Consider the following 14,570-nt stretch of genomic DNA (forward strand, 5'->3'; position numbering starts at 1 on the left):
GTGCGTTTTCAAGGCACTGATCTTAGAAGGCACGCTTCTTTTTCGCCATGACGAAGCTGATCAGCTTGGCGACGGCAGCGAAGTGCTGCTCGGGGATCACGTCATCCACCTCCATGCTGGCGAACAGGGCGCGCGCCAGGGGCGGATCTTCGATAATCGGCACATTGTGCTTGCCGGCCTCTTCACGGATTTTCAGCGCCACATTATCCATGCCCTTGGCGACGCAGACCGGTGCCGCCATCTCGCCCATTTCATATTGCAGGGCCACGGCATAGTGGGTCGGGTTGGTGACAACGACCGTGGCATTTTTCACATTGGACATCATGCGCCGGCGGCTTTTTTCCATGCGCAACTGGCGCAGCTTGGCCTTGATATGCGGGTCGCCTTCGGTCTGCTTGTATTCTTCCTTCTGCTCCTGTTTCGACATCTTCATGCGTTGCAGGAAACGGAACTTCTGCAGGGCAAAATCGGCCACGCCCTCGACGAACAGGAAGATGCAGACGGCAATCGCCAGGGCAATGACCGCCTCATGCACATAGGGCAGGATCAGCATCGGCGAGGCGGCGGTCAGGGCCAGAATATCCGTCAGGCGGTTCTTGACCACCATCCAGACAATGACGCCGGTGATGGTCAGCTTGAGCAGGGTTTTGCCGAACTGGATGAGGGCATCAACGCCAAACAGCTTTTTCAGGCCGTTCATCGGATTAAGCTTGCTGAAATCCGGCGCCAGTTTCGACGGCGTGAACATCAGGCCGGTCTGCATGACGTTGCCGAAGACACCCAGCGCAATGGAGGCCCCCATGACCATTAGCAGGATGGGGATGATATCCATCACCACGGCACGGGCGATTCCCATGCCGCCGTCGCCTTCCAGAGACCCCAGCAACTGCTCCGGATGGGCCAGGAAGGGCAAGAGGTCACCGGTCAGGGTGCGCGCCAGTTCGGGGCCTTTCATGGCCACGATGGCGCAGGCGCCGATCAGGGAGAGGGCTTGCGGCAGGTCGCCGGACTTGGCGACATCGCCCTTGTCCCGCGCCTGCTGGAGTTTCCGCCCGGACGCCTCTTCTGTTTTATCTTCGCCATCCGCTTCGTCAGCCACTGCGGGCTCCCTTCAGGAACACCCCAAGATACTGCTGATAATGGTCGATGAAGACCATTCCGATGGTGCCGAGCGAGAGGGCCAGCAAGGCCAGGCCCGCAAGGACGCTGACGGGCGTGGCGGCAAAAAAGATCGGAAAATTGGGCATCATGCGCCCGATGAAGCCGGTGGCGATATTGAAGACCAAAGCGAACACAATCACCGGTGCCGAAAGCTGAAGCGCCAGAACAAAGCTTTCCCCCAGAGTCTTGACCATCAGGGAGCCGGCATCGCCGATCATGACGTTTTTGACCGGAGAGAATATCTGGTAGGAATCGACCATGGCCCGGATGAACAAATGGTGGGTATTGGTCACCCAGATCATCACCAGGCCAAAAATGGCGAGAAAGGCACCCAGGCTGGTGCTGGATTGCGCTTCGGTCGGATTGGCGGTCTGGGCAAACGAGAGCGTGGTTTGCAACGACAGGATTTCGCCTGTCGTCACCAGGGTGAACAGCAAGACACGCATCAGGCTGCCCAGCATCAGGCCGATGATCGTTTCGTGCAGCACAATGCCGGTCAGGGCGCCGAGCGTCGGCGGCATGGCCGGAATATAGGGCCCGACAATCGGCGTGATCATCATGGCCAGCAGCAGGGCGAAGCACAGGCGCAGGCGCGGCGGCACGGCCGGGTCGCCCAGCCCCGGCACCAGCAGAACGATGCTGGCCAGGCGGATAAAGATCAGCCCCACCACCCACAATTGCGCCGAGGTGCCGAAAAAGGAGGCAAAATCATCGCCGCCCGTATCCGGAAGACTTGAGCGCAGTTGTACGGCCTGCAACAGAAGCATGGCCTAGATGGCCGCGATCTTGTTGATGATTTCGTGCATGAATGTGGCCAGCAGCGATCCCATCAGGGGCAGCAGCAGCAGCAGGGCAAGAAAGACCGAAATGATCTTCGGGGCATAGATCAGCGTGGCTTCCTGAATCTGTGTCAGGGCCTGAAAGAGGCCGATCACCACGCCCACCACCAGCCCGACCAGGAGAATCGGCAGGCATAGCTGGATGGTCAGCCAGATGGCGTCACGCCCAATTCCCAGAACCTCGGCACCCGTCATTCGTTTTACCCGTTAAATCAAAACACAACCCGGCAATATTTGCCGCGCGAACGGTTAATTTGCCCTTAACCTATGATGAGATTCTCATTCGCCTTAAAGCCCGAAATGACGGGGAAAATTATCGCGGCATTAACTATGGTTAAACCCCGTTCAGGCAAGTTAACGGGAAATGAGTCGAGACCGTAAACCGTCTGTAACGAATGCCGGCCCTGCCGGCATCGCGCCCTCACCTGAGCCGGCGCTTGAGCGTGCGCGCGTTTTACTCGACACACCGTCACCGCCCCCCTCTTCCCGTCAGGCCGCCCTGCGCACCACCGCCATCTTCGCCGCCACCCTGTGCATGGGCATGGCCACATTGGCGCTGGGGGATACCATTGCCCCGCCCCAGGTGGCGCCGCGATCGGATATCGATATCCGCGTCGGCCGCAACAAGTCCTCGGGCCGCATCGAAATCTACGGCGCCATCGGCAGCCGCGCCTCGGTCCGCCGCGAGAAAGGACAGGTGGTCATCCGCCTGCCTGGCCAGAAAAAGCCGGATCTCGGCGATATCCGCTCAAATCCGCCCGTCGGCATCAAGGGCGTCGATCTCAAGTCCGATGCCCGCGCCAGCGAGTTATGGCTCACGGTCAATGACGGTTTCGAGACCCATTTCGGCCGGGAGGATGGCGCCGTTTTCGTCCAGATCGATCCGACCGCCGAAGACAATGCCAGGCCTGATGACGGCAAAAAGGACGGCCAGGTCACGGTCAATCTCCAGGACATCATCAGGGGCGAAGAGACCAGACCCGCTACCCCGAATGACGCCCGTGTCAACAAGGCAGCCAAGGTGCCGGTCGTGGCGCTGGAAGTCGAGGCCATCGATGGCGGCAAGGATATCGCCTTCCCGTTTGAAGGCCCCGTTGCCAGCGCCGTTTTCCGCCGCGGGGAATCGGTATGGATCGTCTTCGATTCCGAAGCCGACCTGCGCCTGCCGCCGGAGCTGAAGGACGGCGCCATCGTTCAGGACGCCCAGTGGACGCGCAATGACGGCTTCACCGCCCTGCGCCTCAAGGCCCCGACCATCGGTGCCCTGTCGGCCATCAATGACGGGCTGGTGTGGCGGGTCCGGCTGGGCGGCCGGCCACTGGACAACAAGGCGGTCGAGGCCAGCGTCATCCGCGACGACAGCGCGGGCGTGCCGGCCTGAACATCAATCTGGCCGGCGCCACCCGCATTGCCTGGATCCGTGACCCCAGCGTCGGCGACCGCATGGCGGTGGTTCCGGCGCGCGGCCCGGTGAAAAACCTGACCACCGCCCGTACGGTGCTGGAAGCCACCCTGGCCTCGACGGCGCAAGGCGCGGCGGTCGTGCACATGACGCCGGACGTAAAGGTCGATGTCTCCGGGGACCTGGTCGAGATATCGCGGCCGGGCGGCCTGACACTGTCTACCCTCGATCCCAATGCGTCACCCAGCGATCCGACCCTGGCCTACAAGAATGCCCTTTATCCTGCCCTGATGAACGCCGACTGGTCGGCCGCACCGGCCGAAGGCTTCCTCGTGCGTTATAATGCCCTCCAGGCCGCCGCCGCCGATGAGGCCAGCCTGGGTCCGGCCGCCGCCACCAAGGCGCGCCTGGCCTTGGCGCGGTTTCTGGTCGGGCAGAATCTCAATTTCGAGGCGCAGGGTGTCCTCGACCTGCTGATCAAGGAAAGCCCGCGCGCCCAGGATAATCCGCAGGTCCGCGGCCTGCGCGTCGTCGCCCGCATGTTGTCAGGACGTTTTAGCGACGCCACCGGCGACCTGTCCTCTTCGCAACTCGTCAACGACCCGGCCTCTCGCCTGTGGGCCGGCTATGGTGAAATGCAGTCGGGCCACCACGCCGATGCCGTCAAGGATTTCAAGTTCGGCCTCAAGGCGCTCGATCAGTTTCCGCCGGAATGGCGCGTCAAGATCGGTTCGGCCTATGCCTATTCCGCCCTGCAACAGAACGACCTGGCCACCGCCGAAGCCATGATCGGCTACAGCCTCGCCCAGGCGGTAACGCCGCTGCAAAAGCTTCATGCCTATCTGATCGACGCTCAGATCATCGAGGCCCAGGGCGACAAGGCCCGCGCTCTGAAGGTCTATCAGGCGGTGGCGCGCGCCACGGACGACAGCATTGCCGCCCCGGCCGCCATGCACGCCGCCATGCTGAGCTACGATCTCAAGAAGGCGACTTCGGCCGAGACCCTGGCCACGCTCGATTCCCTGCGCTTCCGCTGGCGCGGCGGCGACACCGAGATGAAGCTGATCAATGACATGGGCAGCATCTATCTCAGCGAAGGCCGCTACCGCGAGGCCCTGATGGTGCTCAAGAGCGGCGGCCAGACCTTCATGAATGATCCGCAGTCAATCCAGATCCAGGCGACGCTCAACCAGGCGTTCCGCGGCCTGTTCCTCGGCGGCATGGCCGACGGCCTGCAACCGGTCGAGGCGCTCGGCCTGTTCAACGACTTCAAGGAACTGACCCCCATCGGTTCTGACGGCGATGAAATGGTGCGCCGGATCGTGCGCCGCCTCGTCGATGTCGACCTGCTCGATCAGGCCGCCGACCTGCTGGAATACCAGGTCAGCCACCGCCTGGATGGCGTGGCCAAGTCCACGGTGGCCGCCGATCTCGCCGCCATCTACCTGATGGACCACAATCCACAAAAGGCCCTGGCGGCCCTGTGGAACACCCGCACCACCCTGCTGCCGAAGGCGGTGATGGCCGAACGCCGCGTGCTGGAAGCCCGTGCGCTCAACGAACTGAATGAACCGGACAAGGCGCTGGACGTACTGGGCAATGACAATTCGCCGGACGCACAGGATATCCGCGCCGATATCTTCTGGAACAAGCAGGACTATGCCCATGCCGGCGCGATTCTTGAAAAGCGCCTCGGCGACCGCTGGAAAAGCGACGCGCCCCTGACCCTGGCCGACGAAGGCCGACTGCTGCGTGCCGCCATCGCCTACAGCCTGCAAAAAGACCAGCCGTCGCTGACGCGTCTGTCTACGCGCTATAGTAAGTTCTCCGATACCGCTTCTTCCTCCGATGCCATCCGCGTGGCTCTGGCCCCGCTCGATGGCGGCACATTGAGCGCCAAGGATTTCGCCGCCTCGACCGCCGCCACCGACAGTTTCGCCGGCTGGGTTACGGGCATGAAGAAGAAGTTCCGCGAGCGGGACGACGCCGCGGCAAAAGCCGCCGCCAATGCGCCAAAGGGTAAGGCGGCGTAACGCCGACCTTCACAATTATTTCATGCTTCCAAATTTCTTCGTGAGATTTGGCAAGGGCAAACGCCCGCCGCGCATGTTTGCGCGTTCTTCGCACTTTCGTGCGCAAAGTCACATCCATGTGATCGATGTCGTGTTTCGCTTTAAGGACAGCGAATGAACCTGTAACATATGCAGGTCCCCAAGGTTTGGGGGATGTGAACCAAATGAAGGAAAATGATCGTCAGTTAAGTCAGGCATAGCCGCAAGTCTAATGCGCGGCCATTCGTCGAAATCTCGGCACCAGCCCATATTTGCTCTTACGCGATCAAGCCCTCCCCGAAACCAAGACTATAGTCACTCTCAAATCCGAGAGCGCGCATTCGCTTGTTCTGTTTACTTGTTAACTCAACTTATGAAAGGTCGGGGGACCTGAGCCGCGTTCGTAATGGCCGCAGCCCTTGAAACAAAATACATGAATATGAACAACATCCGTCCCAATGGCATCTCCATTCCCGGCAAGTGGAAAGTGCTGATCCCCACCGGAGCGGCGGCCGTCTTGCTGCTGGTGTCGCTGGTTTCGTGCGGTCAAACCATCCAGCCCGGCAATGTCGGCGTCAAGATCCGCACACTTGGCCCCAATGCCGGCGTCGACAAGACGCCACTGCCTTCCGGCTGGCATCTGAACCTGCCTGGCGAGCGTATTGCCGAATTTCCGGTGATCCAACGCACCTATACCTATACGCGCGAACAGGATGAGCGCGGCCCGGAAAACGAGGAGGTCACCTTCTCGGACAACAACGCCCTGCCGATGACCGCCGATGTCCAACTGGTGATGCGCATCGATCCATCCAAGGCACCGGCGCTTTATACGCGTTATCGCCTGACCTTCGACCAGCTCTTTGAAGGGCCGATCCGCAATGATGTGCGCTCAAGCATCGCGGCGGAAACCGAACTGGTCAGCGTCGAATACCTCTATCGCGGCGGCCGCCAGCAGGTGATCCAGAAGGCCCTGGCGCGCGTCAACCGCAAGTGGGAGGCGCAGGGCGTCAATATCAGCCAGCTCGACTGGATCGGCACCATCCGCTACCCGCAGGTAATCCTCGATTCGATTCAGGCCAAGACCAAGGCTGACGCCGACGCCTCTGCCGCCCAGGCGCAGGTGGCCGTGGCCAAGGCCCAGGCCGACGCCCTGATCGAGCAGGCGCGCGGCCAGGCCGAATCGAACCGCCTTCTGGCGCAGTCGATCGCCTCTTCGCCGGAAGTGGTGCAGTTGCGCGCCATCGAAAAGTGGGACGGCAAGCTGCCCACCACGACCGGCGGCGCTGTGCCGTTTATTGATATCAGCAAGCGCTAAACCAAGAGGGAGGTTGCATTGGCAGCCTCCTTTTTACCCGCTTCCGGCCACCGGGTGGAAGCTCTGCACCAGCGAGCCGGCGACCAGATGCCAGCCATCCACCAGCACAAAGAAGATCAGCTTGAACGGCAGGGATATCACCACCGGCGGCAGCATCATCATGCCCATCGACATCAGCACCGAAGCGACGACAAGGTCGATCACCAGGAACGGCACGAACAGCATGAAGCCGATCTCGAACGCCTTTTTCAGTTCGGAAATCATGAAGGCCGGCGTCACCACGCGCACCGGCAGGTCCATCTTGTCGGCCGGCATTTCGAGCTTGGACAAGCCCACAAACAGGCCCAGATCCTTCTGATCAACCTGGGCCAGCATGAAGGCTTTCACGGGCTGGCTGGCGGCATCGAAGGCTTGCGGCAGTTCCATTTCCTGATCCATCAGCGGCCGGATGCCCTGGCTGTAGGCGGCCTCATAGGTCGGCGCCATGACGATCGCGGAAAGAAACAGGGCCAAAGAGATGATCACCGCATTGGGCGGGCTTTGCTGCAGGCCGAGCGCCGTCCGCAGGAGGGACAGCACGACCACGATCCGGATGAACGAGGTCGTCATGATGACGATCGACGGCGCCAGCGAAAGCACCGTCATCAGGCCAATCAGTTGCACCACGCGGGCACTCAGGGAACCGCCCTTGCCGAGATCGACATTCACCGACTGTGCCAGCGCACTGTACGGCATGATCATCATGGTGAAGCCGAGAATGAATACCACAAGAACGATGAAATTCATCGTTTTCGGCCCTAAGGGTTTGCGAACCTTGGGCTCGCTCTCAGTAGTACGCGCGTCAGAACAGGTCATCATTGGGGTCCAGAGGCGCTTTTGAGGAAACAGGAACGGGCTTCGCTGAAACAGAGCCGGGCGCATCGAGTTCGCGTCCTTCTCCCAGCAGAATCAGGCGTTCGGTTTTATCGAGCCGCACCAGCACCAGCCGGCGGGCGGGATCGAGTACGAGTGTTTCGATCACTTCCAGGCGTTTCGTACCGCGCTGCGCCTGCAGTTTCGCCATCAGCGCCGGCGCATAGCGGCGCAACACATAGGCCAGGCCGAGGATCAGCCCGATAACGATGGACAGGCCAAAAAAGGCCCGCAGGATTTCTACCAGACTCATCTCATCCTTCTGCGCCCGCGCCAGTTAACGCGCCGTTTACTTAAAGCCTTCGTTAACCAAAAGGTGGGCATAATTTGCCCCGTATCTGTGGCATAACCTTCATTAGATTGAGTCGCGGGATTTCGGAAAGGCCAGAGCATGACAACAAATATGGCTAATCAGGGCATCGGGTTTTTAAACGCGCTGCAATCGCGCATGAGCTGGCTGAACGACCGTCAGAAGGTCGTGGCGCAGAACGTCGCCAATGCCTCGACGCCCGGTTTCAAGCCGCGTGACCTGATGGGCCAGGACTTCGGCAAGCTGATGGCCGGGCAGGATGAGGCGGCCAATGGCCTCGGAATGACCATGACCAACGCCATGCACCTGCCCTCACCCGATGGCGGCGCCACCCGCGCCAGGGAGATCGTCTCGCTCGATTCGGAAACCACCATGGACGGTAACAGCGTCGTCCTCGAAGAACAGATGCTCAAAATGGCCGAAAGCCGGATGCAATTTCAGGCAGCGGTCTCCTTCTATGAAAAATCGATGTCCATGCTGCGCATGGCAGCCAAGGCGCCGGGTAAATAGGTGATTTATGATCAATAATGACAAGCCTCCTCAATCCAGCCAGACCATGGCGGTCGCCGCCAGCGCGCTCAAGGCGCAGCAGGCGCGGATGCGGGTCATCGCCGAAAATATAGCCAACTCCGATTCGACTGGCCGCACGCCGGGCGCCGATCCCTATCGCCGCCAGACTCCGGTCTTTACATCGGCGCCCGTCGATGGCGCCACCGGCGTCAAGCTGGCCAATGTGGTGCAGGACATGAGCGCCTTCCAGCAGGAATATGACCCGACGCATCCGGCGGCGGACGCCAGCGGTTACGTCAAGAAGCCCAACGTCAACCCGCTGATCGAAACCATGGACATGCGCGAGGCCCAGCGGTCTTACGAAGCCAATTTGAACGTCATCGAGACGGCGCGCGCCATGACCCAGAAAACACTCGATATTCTTGAAAAATAAGGCGTAAATCATGGACCCCTTATCCGCCGCCCGCGCCTATGGCGCCGCCGTCAAACAGGCGCAGAATGCCGTCAAGGACTCAAGTAATGAAGCCGGCGCCACCTCGGCGCCCGACTTCGGCAAGATGCTCCAGGGTGCGCTCGAACACACGATGAAGACGACCCAGGGCGCCGAAAACATGATGGTCCAGCAGTCGCAGGGCAAGGCGGAACTGATCGACGCCGTCACCGCCGTGTCGAGCGCTGAAACCAGCCTGCAAACCGTCATCGCCATCCGCGATCAGGTGATCAGCGCCTATCAGGAAATCATGCGAATGCCGATCTAAATCCGCCTATACCTCCGCACCTATGGCGGAGAGCGGGATCGCGCCACCTATGTGGCGGGGTGGTAGGGCATCTGGCTGTCTATGCAAATTGTTCGCACAAATGGCGGGCGGGCAGGCGTTCGGGAGGGGAATTAAAGTGTCACCGTTAAGAAGCTTTGGTGCCAAATCGGTCGGGTTACCTTCGGTCGCTGCAGGAAGCGTAGCGTTACCGAGTGGCACTATGCCTTTTATATTTCCGTTCCAGAGCCGTACGGTATTTAAGATTCTGAATACTACATATTTGGTGGTCTTGTTATGTCTGTTAAGCCTGCCGTTGTCAGGGTGCGATTATAATGCCCGAGATTACAGGCTTCGGATAACTGCAAACGTCGAGGTTAACGGTAAAGTCTACACGGGTTCGTCCGTGCAAACGTTCCATTGCCGCCCAAGTGGCGGATTTTGGGGAAATATGAACGCGGGAGGGTGTACGGCGAAAGGTGAAGCAGTCGTAGTCGATCTTCCTGGCAACAGACCCTTGTTCCTTTTGTTTAAAGGGCCTCACGGCGATGTTACGTCTGAAGCACATTCTTTGACGGTAGGGCGCAGAGAAGGGGCATGGGCGCTTTCGCTAGCGCAAATGCCAAAAATGGTCACGTTTGACAATTTAATGGACCCTAAATCCGTAAAGGCCGTTAATCCAGCCGCTCTGAAAGATACATTTGGGGCCGAAGTCCAGTTAAAATCCGTGGTAATTGAGAATGCGTTTTCTCTCGTGAGCCGCGGAAAATTAAAAAAATACATACCGTGGATTTATTCTTTGGGACGTTATGCTCTAAGCGGTGAAAACAATATTTCGGATAACAGGCTTTCGTCTGAATTATACACTATAGATTTTGTGAGGTAGAAAAATGTCCGTCACCTACGATCAAATTTTCTTCTCCATTTTGTCGATGGATGTTTACAACAGAATGGAGAACCAAAAATTACGACGATAGGAAATCAATTACACAATCCCCCTGAACTGAATACTCGCATATTTACCCAACTTATCCCCCTGCTATTTTCCCGGTGCATCTTATGCGGATGTCCCTCGATGACCGCACAGCACAGGAAAAACTGACCCCGGAAGAGCGGCGTGCGCTTTTGCGCGCCTTTGCCGACCGGATGCTGCTTAAGGTCACCGCCATGGATGATCCCGCAGATATGCCGGGCATCGAAAAGGCTGTACGGACAGCCGCCGTCATCGAACGCCTTTATAGCCGCTGTGACCGTGCCGAGCGCCAGAAACCGGAGCCTCGCAGGGTCGAAGCCGAACGCGCCACTCATGAGGAAGCGGCAATCAAGGCGCAGGTGTCCCTGGCCAGTACGCTGAGATGGAGCAATGAGCGCCGGCGCGATCTGGGCCAATGGTGGGAGGCGGCCCAGAACGTCACAAAGACGGTCACTCAGGAGGCTCAGCTTGCAACACCGGCGCCGCAAATGGCTATTGCGCCTGAACATATCATGCCGTCTGAGCCAAAAGTCACCTATGTCGATTACACCGATTGTATCGAGCAAGCGCGCGCCGAACTGGCCTTGAAAAAACGCTTAGCGACGCAATCGTCACAAGTTCCGCGCCCACCGTTTCGCGGCCCGCCTTAGATTACCTGTCCTGTAGCTTCCCGCCTGCGGAGTTTGGCGTCAGCGAAAGTATAGCTTTCGAAAGCCATGGGACCGCGAGCCAAAGGCGAAGGGGTGGTGGGGGGCTATAAGGCTGATCGTGCAGAAATTCGCTCTCTTCAGTCTTGAGGCAAATCAAGGCCCCACCACCACGCCGTGAAGAATGGCTCGGTCCCCCTCCCCATGAATGAGGAGGTACAGGACAGGCATAGTCAGCCCTTCTTCGCGGGCGTTGCCGGTTTGGCACCAGCAGGTCCGGGCGCAGCCGGACCACCGGCCGTGGTCTTGTTAAGTTGCTGTTGCAGGCCGTCGGCGCGCTGCATCCGCTTGGCCAGCTTTTCCGTGAGGTCTTTGGCGGCATCGGCCGACATGGCGCCGAGAATAGCCGCCAGCGCGCGATCCTTCATCTTGGACGCAATCGGCAGGCGGACATCGTCGCTCATGATGGTCATGGCGGCGGCCGCGTCCTTTGGCTTCATGGCCGAATAGACGGCAACCAGACGCGTTGTATCGTCATCCTGCACCTTGGTGGCCTGATCGAGCAATCCCTGTATCTGGGTTTTCAGATCGGCCAGTTGCGTGATGCGGGCATCGAGCTTGGAATCGGCGGCCTCGATCAACTGGACGCGCGAATTAAGCTGTTGCTCGCGCTGATCGAGCTGGACCCGGCGCTGGCCAAGGCTTTGCAGGATATTCAGTTCATTGGGCGATATGCCCGCCTGCTTGGCCAGATCGTTTACAGATGTGGCGCAGATCGGCGTCATGGGGGCCGTAGCGGCGGCGTCCTTGGCTTGCGACGCCGCGTCTGCCGCCTTGAGCGCGGGATCAACGCCGTAGCTCTGCGTCGGGTCGTCGGCACGATCGACCTCGCCCTTGCCGCTTGCTTTCGGCGCCACCGTCTTGGCCGCCGGCTTTTCCGCCTTTTTGCCGTCGGCGGCAAAGGCGGAGGCCGCATGAAATACATCCGGCATCACTTCCAGGCTGGTGATCGCCTTGAGGGCAAGCACACCACCGGCGGCGACGGCGATAAGCGGCAGGAAACGGGGTAAGGCCATCTAAAAATACTATCTCTTGATATGGAACTGACGCGGACGGCCTTTCGGCGCTTCCACCGGTGCTGCCGCTTTGTCGCCTGCCACGTCCTTGGCGAAGTCCCCGGCCGCGTCCCCTGGCGAACAGGTCGTCTTCAACGGAAGCAACCTGTCGGGCAGGCAGGTTGAGCGTGCGGATCATTTCGTTGAGATTGGCGACCACCAGTTCGGACATCTGGACCTTGTCGATGATCTCGCTCTCGTCTTCCGGCTCGATATCGGGCAACAGGCTGCGGCCCGTACGATTGTTAGCCGTGCGGACATAGGGCGTCCGATCTGGCCGGACCTCATTCATGAAGGCCGAGCGATCACGCGGCCGCGCCACCGCTTCGGCCTCATGGTGCGCCGGGCGAATGACCTCGTTCGCGGCCGGGCGTGTCACGGTCTGGCTGCGGATCGCCTCATAACTGACCAGTCCCTTGTCCAGTTCGGCCTGAACCCGTTCGGCGCGCGTCACCTGCATGTCGAGCTTTTGCAGCACATCGCGCGCCGCCAGAATCCGGCCATGCAGCAGATCCTGCGATTCATCGGCATGGCCACGCAGTTCCTTCAGCGAGGCATGAGCCCGGATGGCCGCGTCATCGAGATCATGCACTGCCTTGGCGAAGCCTTCATGGGCGGCGCGCAGCGCTTTCAGGCGCTTGTCGAGACGCATACCGAACACCAGCGCCGCCACCAGCAGCGCCATCAGGATCACATCCATGATAATGTTCGTCAGGCTCATTGCGGCACCCTATTTCTTCACCTGCATCAGCCGGCGCTTGGCCGCCGAGGCGAGCGGTGAATCAACCCGCACAGCGATCGAGTGCCCCTTGCGGCCCATCCGTCCCGTGGTCAGCGGAATGGCACCGCACTTGATCTGCACCGGCGATTCCGCATTGGCGTTGAGGATGAGGGTTTCGCCCACCTCAAGGTTAAGCACTTTGGACAGCGGCATCTGCTGCTCATCGAGCACGGCGCGCACCTCCATCTGGGTGGTCCAGATTTCGGTGGCCAGGTGGCTTTCCCAGATATTGTCGCGGCCGAACTTTTCCCCCATGAACTGCTGGAGCAGCATCTTGCGGATCGGTTCCAGTGTAGCATAGGGCAGCAGCAGCTCGACGCGTCCGCCGCGGTCTTCCATATCGATGCGCAGCTTGACCAGGATCGCCGCATTGGCCGGACGGGCAATGGCGGCAAAGCGCGGATTGGTTTCCAGGCGGTCGAGATTGAAATTGACCGGCGTCAGCGGCTCGAAGGCGGCCTTGGCGTCATTGAGGATCACCTCAACCATCCGCTGCACCAGCACGCGCTCGATCGTGGTGTAGGGCCGGCCTTCGATCCGCAGCGCCGCCGTGCCGCGACGACCGCCTAAAAGCACATCGACGATCGAATAGATCAGGTTGGAATCGACCGTCAGCAGACCATAATTATCAAGCTCTTCGGCACGGAAGACGGCGAGGATGGCCGGCAGTGGGATCGAGTTCAGGTAGTCGCCAAACCGGATCGAGGAAATATTATCGAGCGACACTTCAACGTTATCGGAGGTGAAGTTCCGCAAACTCGTCGTCATCAGCCGCACCAGCCGGTCGAAGACGATTTCGAGCATCGGCAGGCGCTCGTAAGACACCATGGCCGAATTGATGATCGCCCGGATGCCGGAGCGTTCATTATAGTCGTCTTCCGACAGGTCGAAGCCGAGAAGGCTGTCGATTTCGTCCTGGTTGAGGATGCGTTCTGCGCCGGCGGGCACATTGAAGCGCTCTCCCATGCCGCCACCGCCGACCATGGCTTCCCATTCGGCCGCCAGGTCGCCGCCGGCGTCACCATCGCCGCCACCGCCGCCACCTGATCCCCCGGAGGCAGCTTCGGCTTCGGCGGCAAGTTCCGCCTCCCAAGCCGCCATCATGGCTTCCTGATCGACTTCTTCCGCCATTAGGTAATCAACATTTCTTCAATAAGAACGGCATTGATCTTGTGGGGCGCCAGAACCAGATTGATCCGGCGCAGGATTTCCAGGCGTAACTGGTAATTGCCCTGCGAACCGCTGAGGTCGTCCGGGCGCAGTTCACGCAGGAAACCCTGCATCACGTCATTGATACGCGGCATGTTCTCGGTCAGGGCCTCAACTGTCTCGTCATCCGGACATTCCAGGGTCAGCTTGAGCTTCAGATAACTGGCGCGGCCATCCGGCGACTGGATATTGGCCACCATGTTCGGCAGGGAAAGATAGGTCGTGCCGTTAGGGCCTTCCGAAGGCACAGGCTGTGTAGCCGGATCGAGCTTGGCATCTGCCCCGCCGCCGTGTTCGCCGCCTTCCTTCTTCTTGTCCTTCTTGGCGTCCTTTTTCTCGCCATGGCCGGCCTTTTCACCCTTGCCATGCTCACCCGCCTTCGCGGCATCCGCCGGCGGCTTGGGCGCCAGGAAAAGGAAATAGGCCGCGGCTCCGCCACCGCCCAGCAGCAGCACGGCCGCGGCGATAATGACGATCAGCAGGGGAAACTTCTTCTTGGGCGCGGCTTCGCCTTCACCACCTTCGGCGCCATCCACCGGGGGCGCTTCCGCATCCTTGGACTTCTTCTCTTTCTTGGCCAAACTGCCCAC

The 14,570-nt window shown here is 60.0% G+C and carries 17 protein-coding genes; 8 read left to right on the top strand and 9 right to left on the bottom strand.

Translation table 11 applies throughout. The annotated features are described in order from the left end of the window. Positions 1-22 precede the first annotated feature (22 nt). Genes flhB through fliQ form a run of 3 tightly spaced genes read right to left on the bottom strand, consistent with a single transcriptional unit; the run spans position 23 to position 2,195 of the window. A complete protein-coding gene (flhB, locus tag NVV72_01875) occupies positions 23-1,099 on the bottom strand; it encodes a flagellar biosynthesis protein FlhB (GenBank protein ID MCR6658135.1) in 1,077 nt (358 codons plus the stop codon). Next, complete coding sequence (gene fliR / locus NVV72_01880; GenBank protein MCR6658136.1) at positions 1,092-1,928, bottom strand: flagellar biosynthetic protein FliR; 837 nt, start codon at positions 1,926-1,928, stop codon at positions 1,092-1,094. The genes flhB and fliR overlap by 8 nt, the downstream gene beginning before the upstream one ends. Before the next feature lie 3 nt (positions 1,929-1,931). Next, positions 1,932-2,195 (bottom strand): flagellar biosynthesis protein FliQ, encoded by a 264-nt coding sequence (fliQ, locus tag NVV72_01885; GenBank protein MCR6658137.1) that lies wholly within the window; start codon positions 2,193-2,195, stop codon positions 1,932-1,934. A 169-nt stretch (positions 2,196-2,364) separates the two neighbouring features. Here fliQ and NVV72_01890 point away from each other — a divergent pair, with 169 nt between their 5' ends. The 3 genes from NVV72_01890 (at position 2,365) to NVV72_01900 (ending at position 6,768) form a co-directional block, all read left to right on the top strand. Next, the gene (locus NVV72_01890) at positions 2,365-3,381 is read left to right on the top strand and encodes a hypothetical protein (GenBank protein MCR6658138.1); all 1,017 of its coding nucleotides are present in this window, start codon (positions 2,365-2,367) and stop codon (positions 3,379-3,381) included. After that, a complete protein-coding gene (locus NVV72_01895; GenBank protein MCR6658139.1) occupies positions 3,291-5,435 on the top strand; it encodes a hypothetical protein in 2,145 nt (714 codons plus the stop codon). Before NVV72_01890 ends, NVV72_01895 begins: the two co-directional genes overlap by 91 nt. 457 nt (positions 5,436-5,892) lie before the next feature. Further along, the gene (locus tag NVV72_01900) at positions 5,893-6,768 is read left to right on the top strand and encodes an SPFH domain-containing protein (protein ID MCR6658140.1); all 876 of its coding nucleotides are present in this window, start codon (positions 5,893-5,895) and stop codon (positions 6,766-6,768) included. A 33-nt stretch (positions 6,769-6,801) separates the two neighbouring features. Here the strand turns inward: NVV72_01900 and fliP are convergent, their stop codons facing one another. Beyond that, positions 6,802-7,554, bottom strand: a complete 753-nt coding sequence (fliP, locus tag NVV72_01905) for a flagellar type III secretion system pore protein FliP (protein ID MCR6658141.1) — start codon at positions 7,552-7,554, stop codon at positions 6,802-6,804. A gap of 55 nt (positions 7,555-7,609) precedes the next feature. Further along, on the bottom strand, positions 7,610-7,933 hold the full coding sequence (locus NVV72_01910) for a flagellar biosynthetic protein FliO (protein ID MCR6658142.1): 324 nt from the start codon (positions 7,931-7,933) through the stop codon (positions 7,610-7,612). Positions 7,934-8,071: 138 nt separating this feature from the next. On the opposite strand from NVV72_01910, the gene flgB reads away from it, so the two are divergent. The 5 genes from flgB to NVV72_01935 all read left to right on the top strand — a co-directional run bounded on the left by flgB (position 8,072) and on the right by NVV72_01935 (position 10,878). Then, positions 8,072-8,500, top strand: a complete 429-nt coding sequence (flgB, locus tag NVV72_01915) for a flagellar basal body rod protein FlgB (protein MCR6658143.1) — start codon at positions 8,072-8,074, stop codon at positions 8,498-8,500. Positions 8,501-8,507: 7 nt separating this feature from the next. Then, on the top strand, positions 8,508-8,933 hold the full coding sequence (gene flgC / locus NVV72_01920; protein MCR6658144.1) for a flagellar basal body rod protein FlgC: 426 nt from the start codon (positions 8,508-8,510) through the stop codon (positions 8,931-8,933). A gap of 10 nt (positions 8,934-8,943) precedes the next feature. Next, a complete protein-coding gene (gene fliE / locus NVV72_01925) occupies positions 8,944-9,258 on the top strand; it encodes a flagellar hook-basal body complex protein FliE (GenBank protein ID MCR6658145.1) in 315 nt (104 codons plus the stop codon). Between the two features lie 403 nt (positions 9,259-9,661). Continuing rightward, positions 9,662-10,141 (top strand): hypothetical protein, encoded by a 480-nt coding sequence (locus tag NVV72_01930; protein MCR6658146.1) that lies wholly within the window; start codon positions 9,662-9,664, stop codon positions 10,139-10,141. A 173-nt stretch (positions 10,142-10,314) separates the two neighbouring features. Further along, a complete protein-coding gene (locus NVV72_01935) occupies positions 10,315-10,878 on the top strand; it encodes a hypothetical protein (GenBank protein ID MCR6658147.1) in 564 nt (187 codons plus the stop codon). Positions 10,879-11,108: 230 nt separating this feature from the next. On the opposite strand, the gene NVV72_01940 is transcribed toward NVV72_01935, so the two are convergent. From NVV72_01940 to NVV72_01955, 4 genes are read right to left on the bottom strand one after another with little or no spacing between them, the layout of a single operon-like run. After that, the gene (locus tag NVV72_01940) at positions 11,109-11,792 is read right to left on the bottom strand and encodes a hypothetical protein (GenBank protein ID MCR6658148.1); all 684 of its coding nucleotides are present in this window, start codon (positions 11,790-11,792) and stop codon (positions 11,109-11,111) included. Then, positions 11,722-12,711, bottom strand: coding sequence for a DUF6468 domain-containing protein (locus tag NVV72_01945; protein ID MCR6658149.1), 990 nt, complete (start codon positions 12,709-12,711; stop codon positions 11,722-11,724). Before NVV72_01945 ends, NVV72_01940 begins: the two co-directional genes overlap by 71 nt. 9 nt (positions 12,712-12,720) lie before the next feature. After that, positions 12,721-13,902, bottom strand: a complete 1,182-nt coding sequence (fliM, locus tag NVV72_01950; GenBank protein ID MCR6658150.1) for a flagellar motor switch protein FliM — start codon at positions 13,900-13,902, stop codon at positions 12,721-12,723. Then, entirely contained in the window at positions 13,902-14,561 is a 660-nt protein-coding gene (locus NVV72_01955) for a flagellar basal body-associated FliL family protein (GenBank protein MCR6658151.1), read from the bottom strand. Before NVV72_01955 ends, fliM begins: the two co-directional genes overlap by 1 nt. Positions 14,562-14,570 lie beyond the last annotated feature (9 nt).

The sequence above is a fragment of the Asticcacaulis sp. genome (genome assembly GCA_024707255.1).
Taxonomy (GTDB): domain Bacteria; phylum Pseudomonadota; class Alphaproteobacteria; order Caulobacterales; family Caulobacteraceae; genus Asticcacaulis.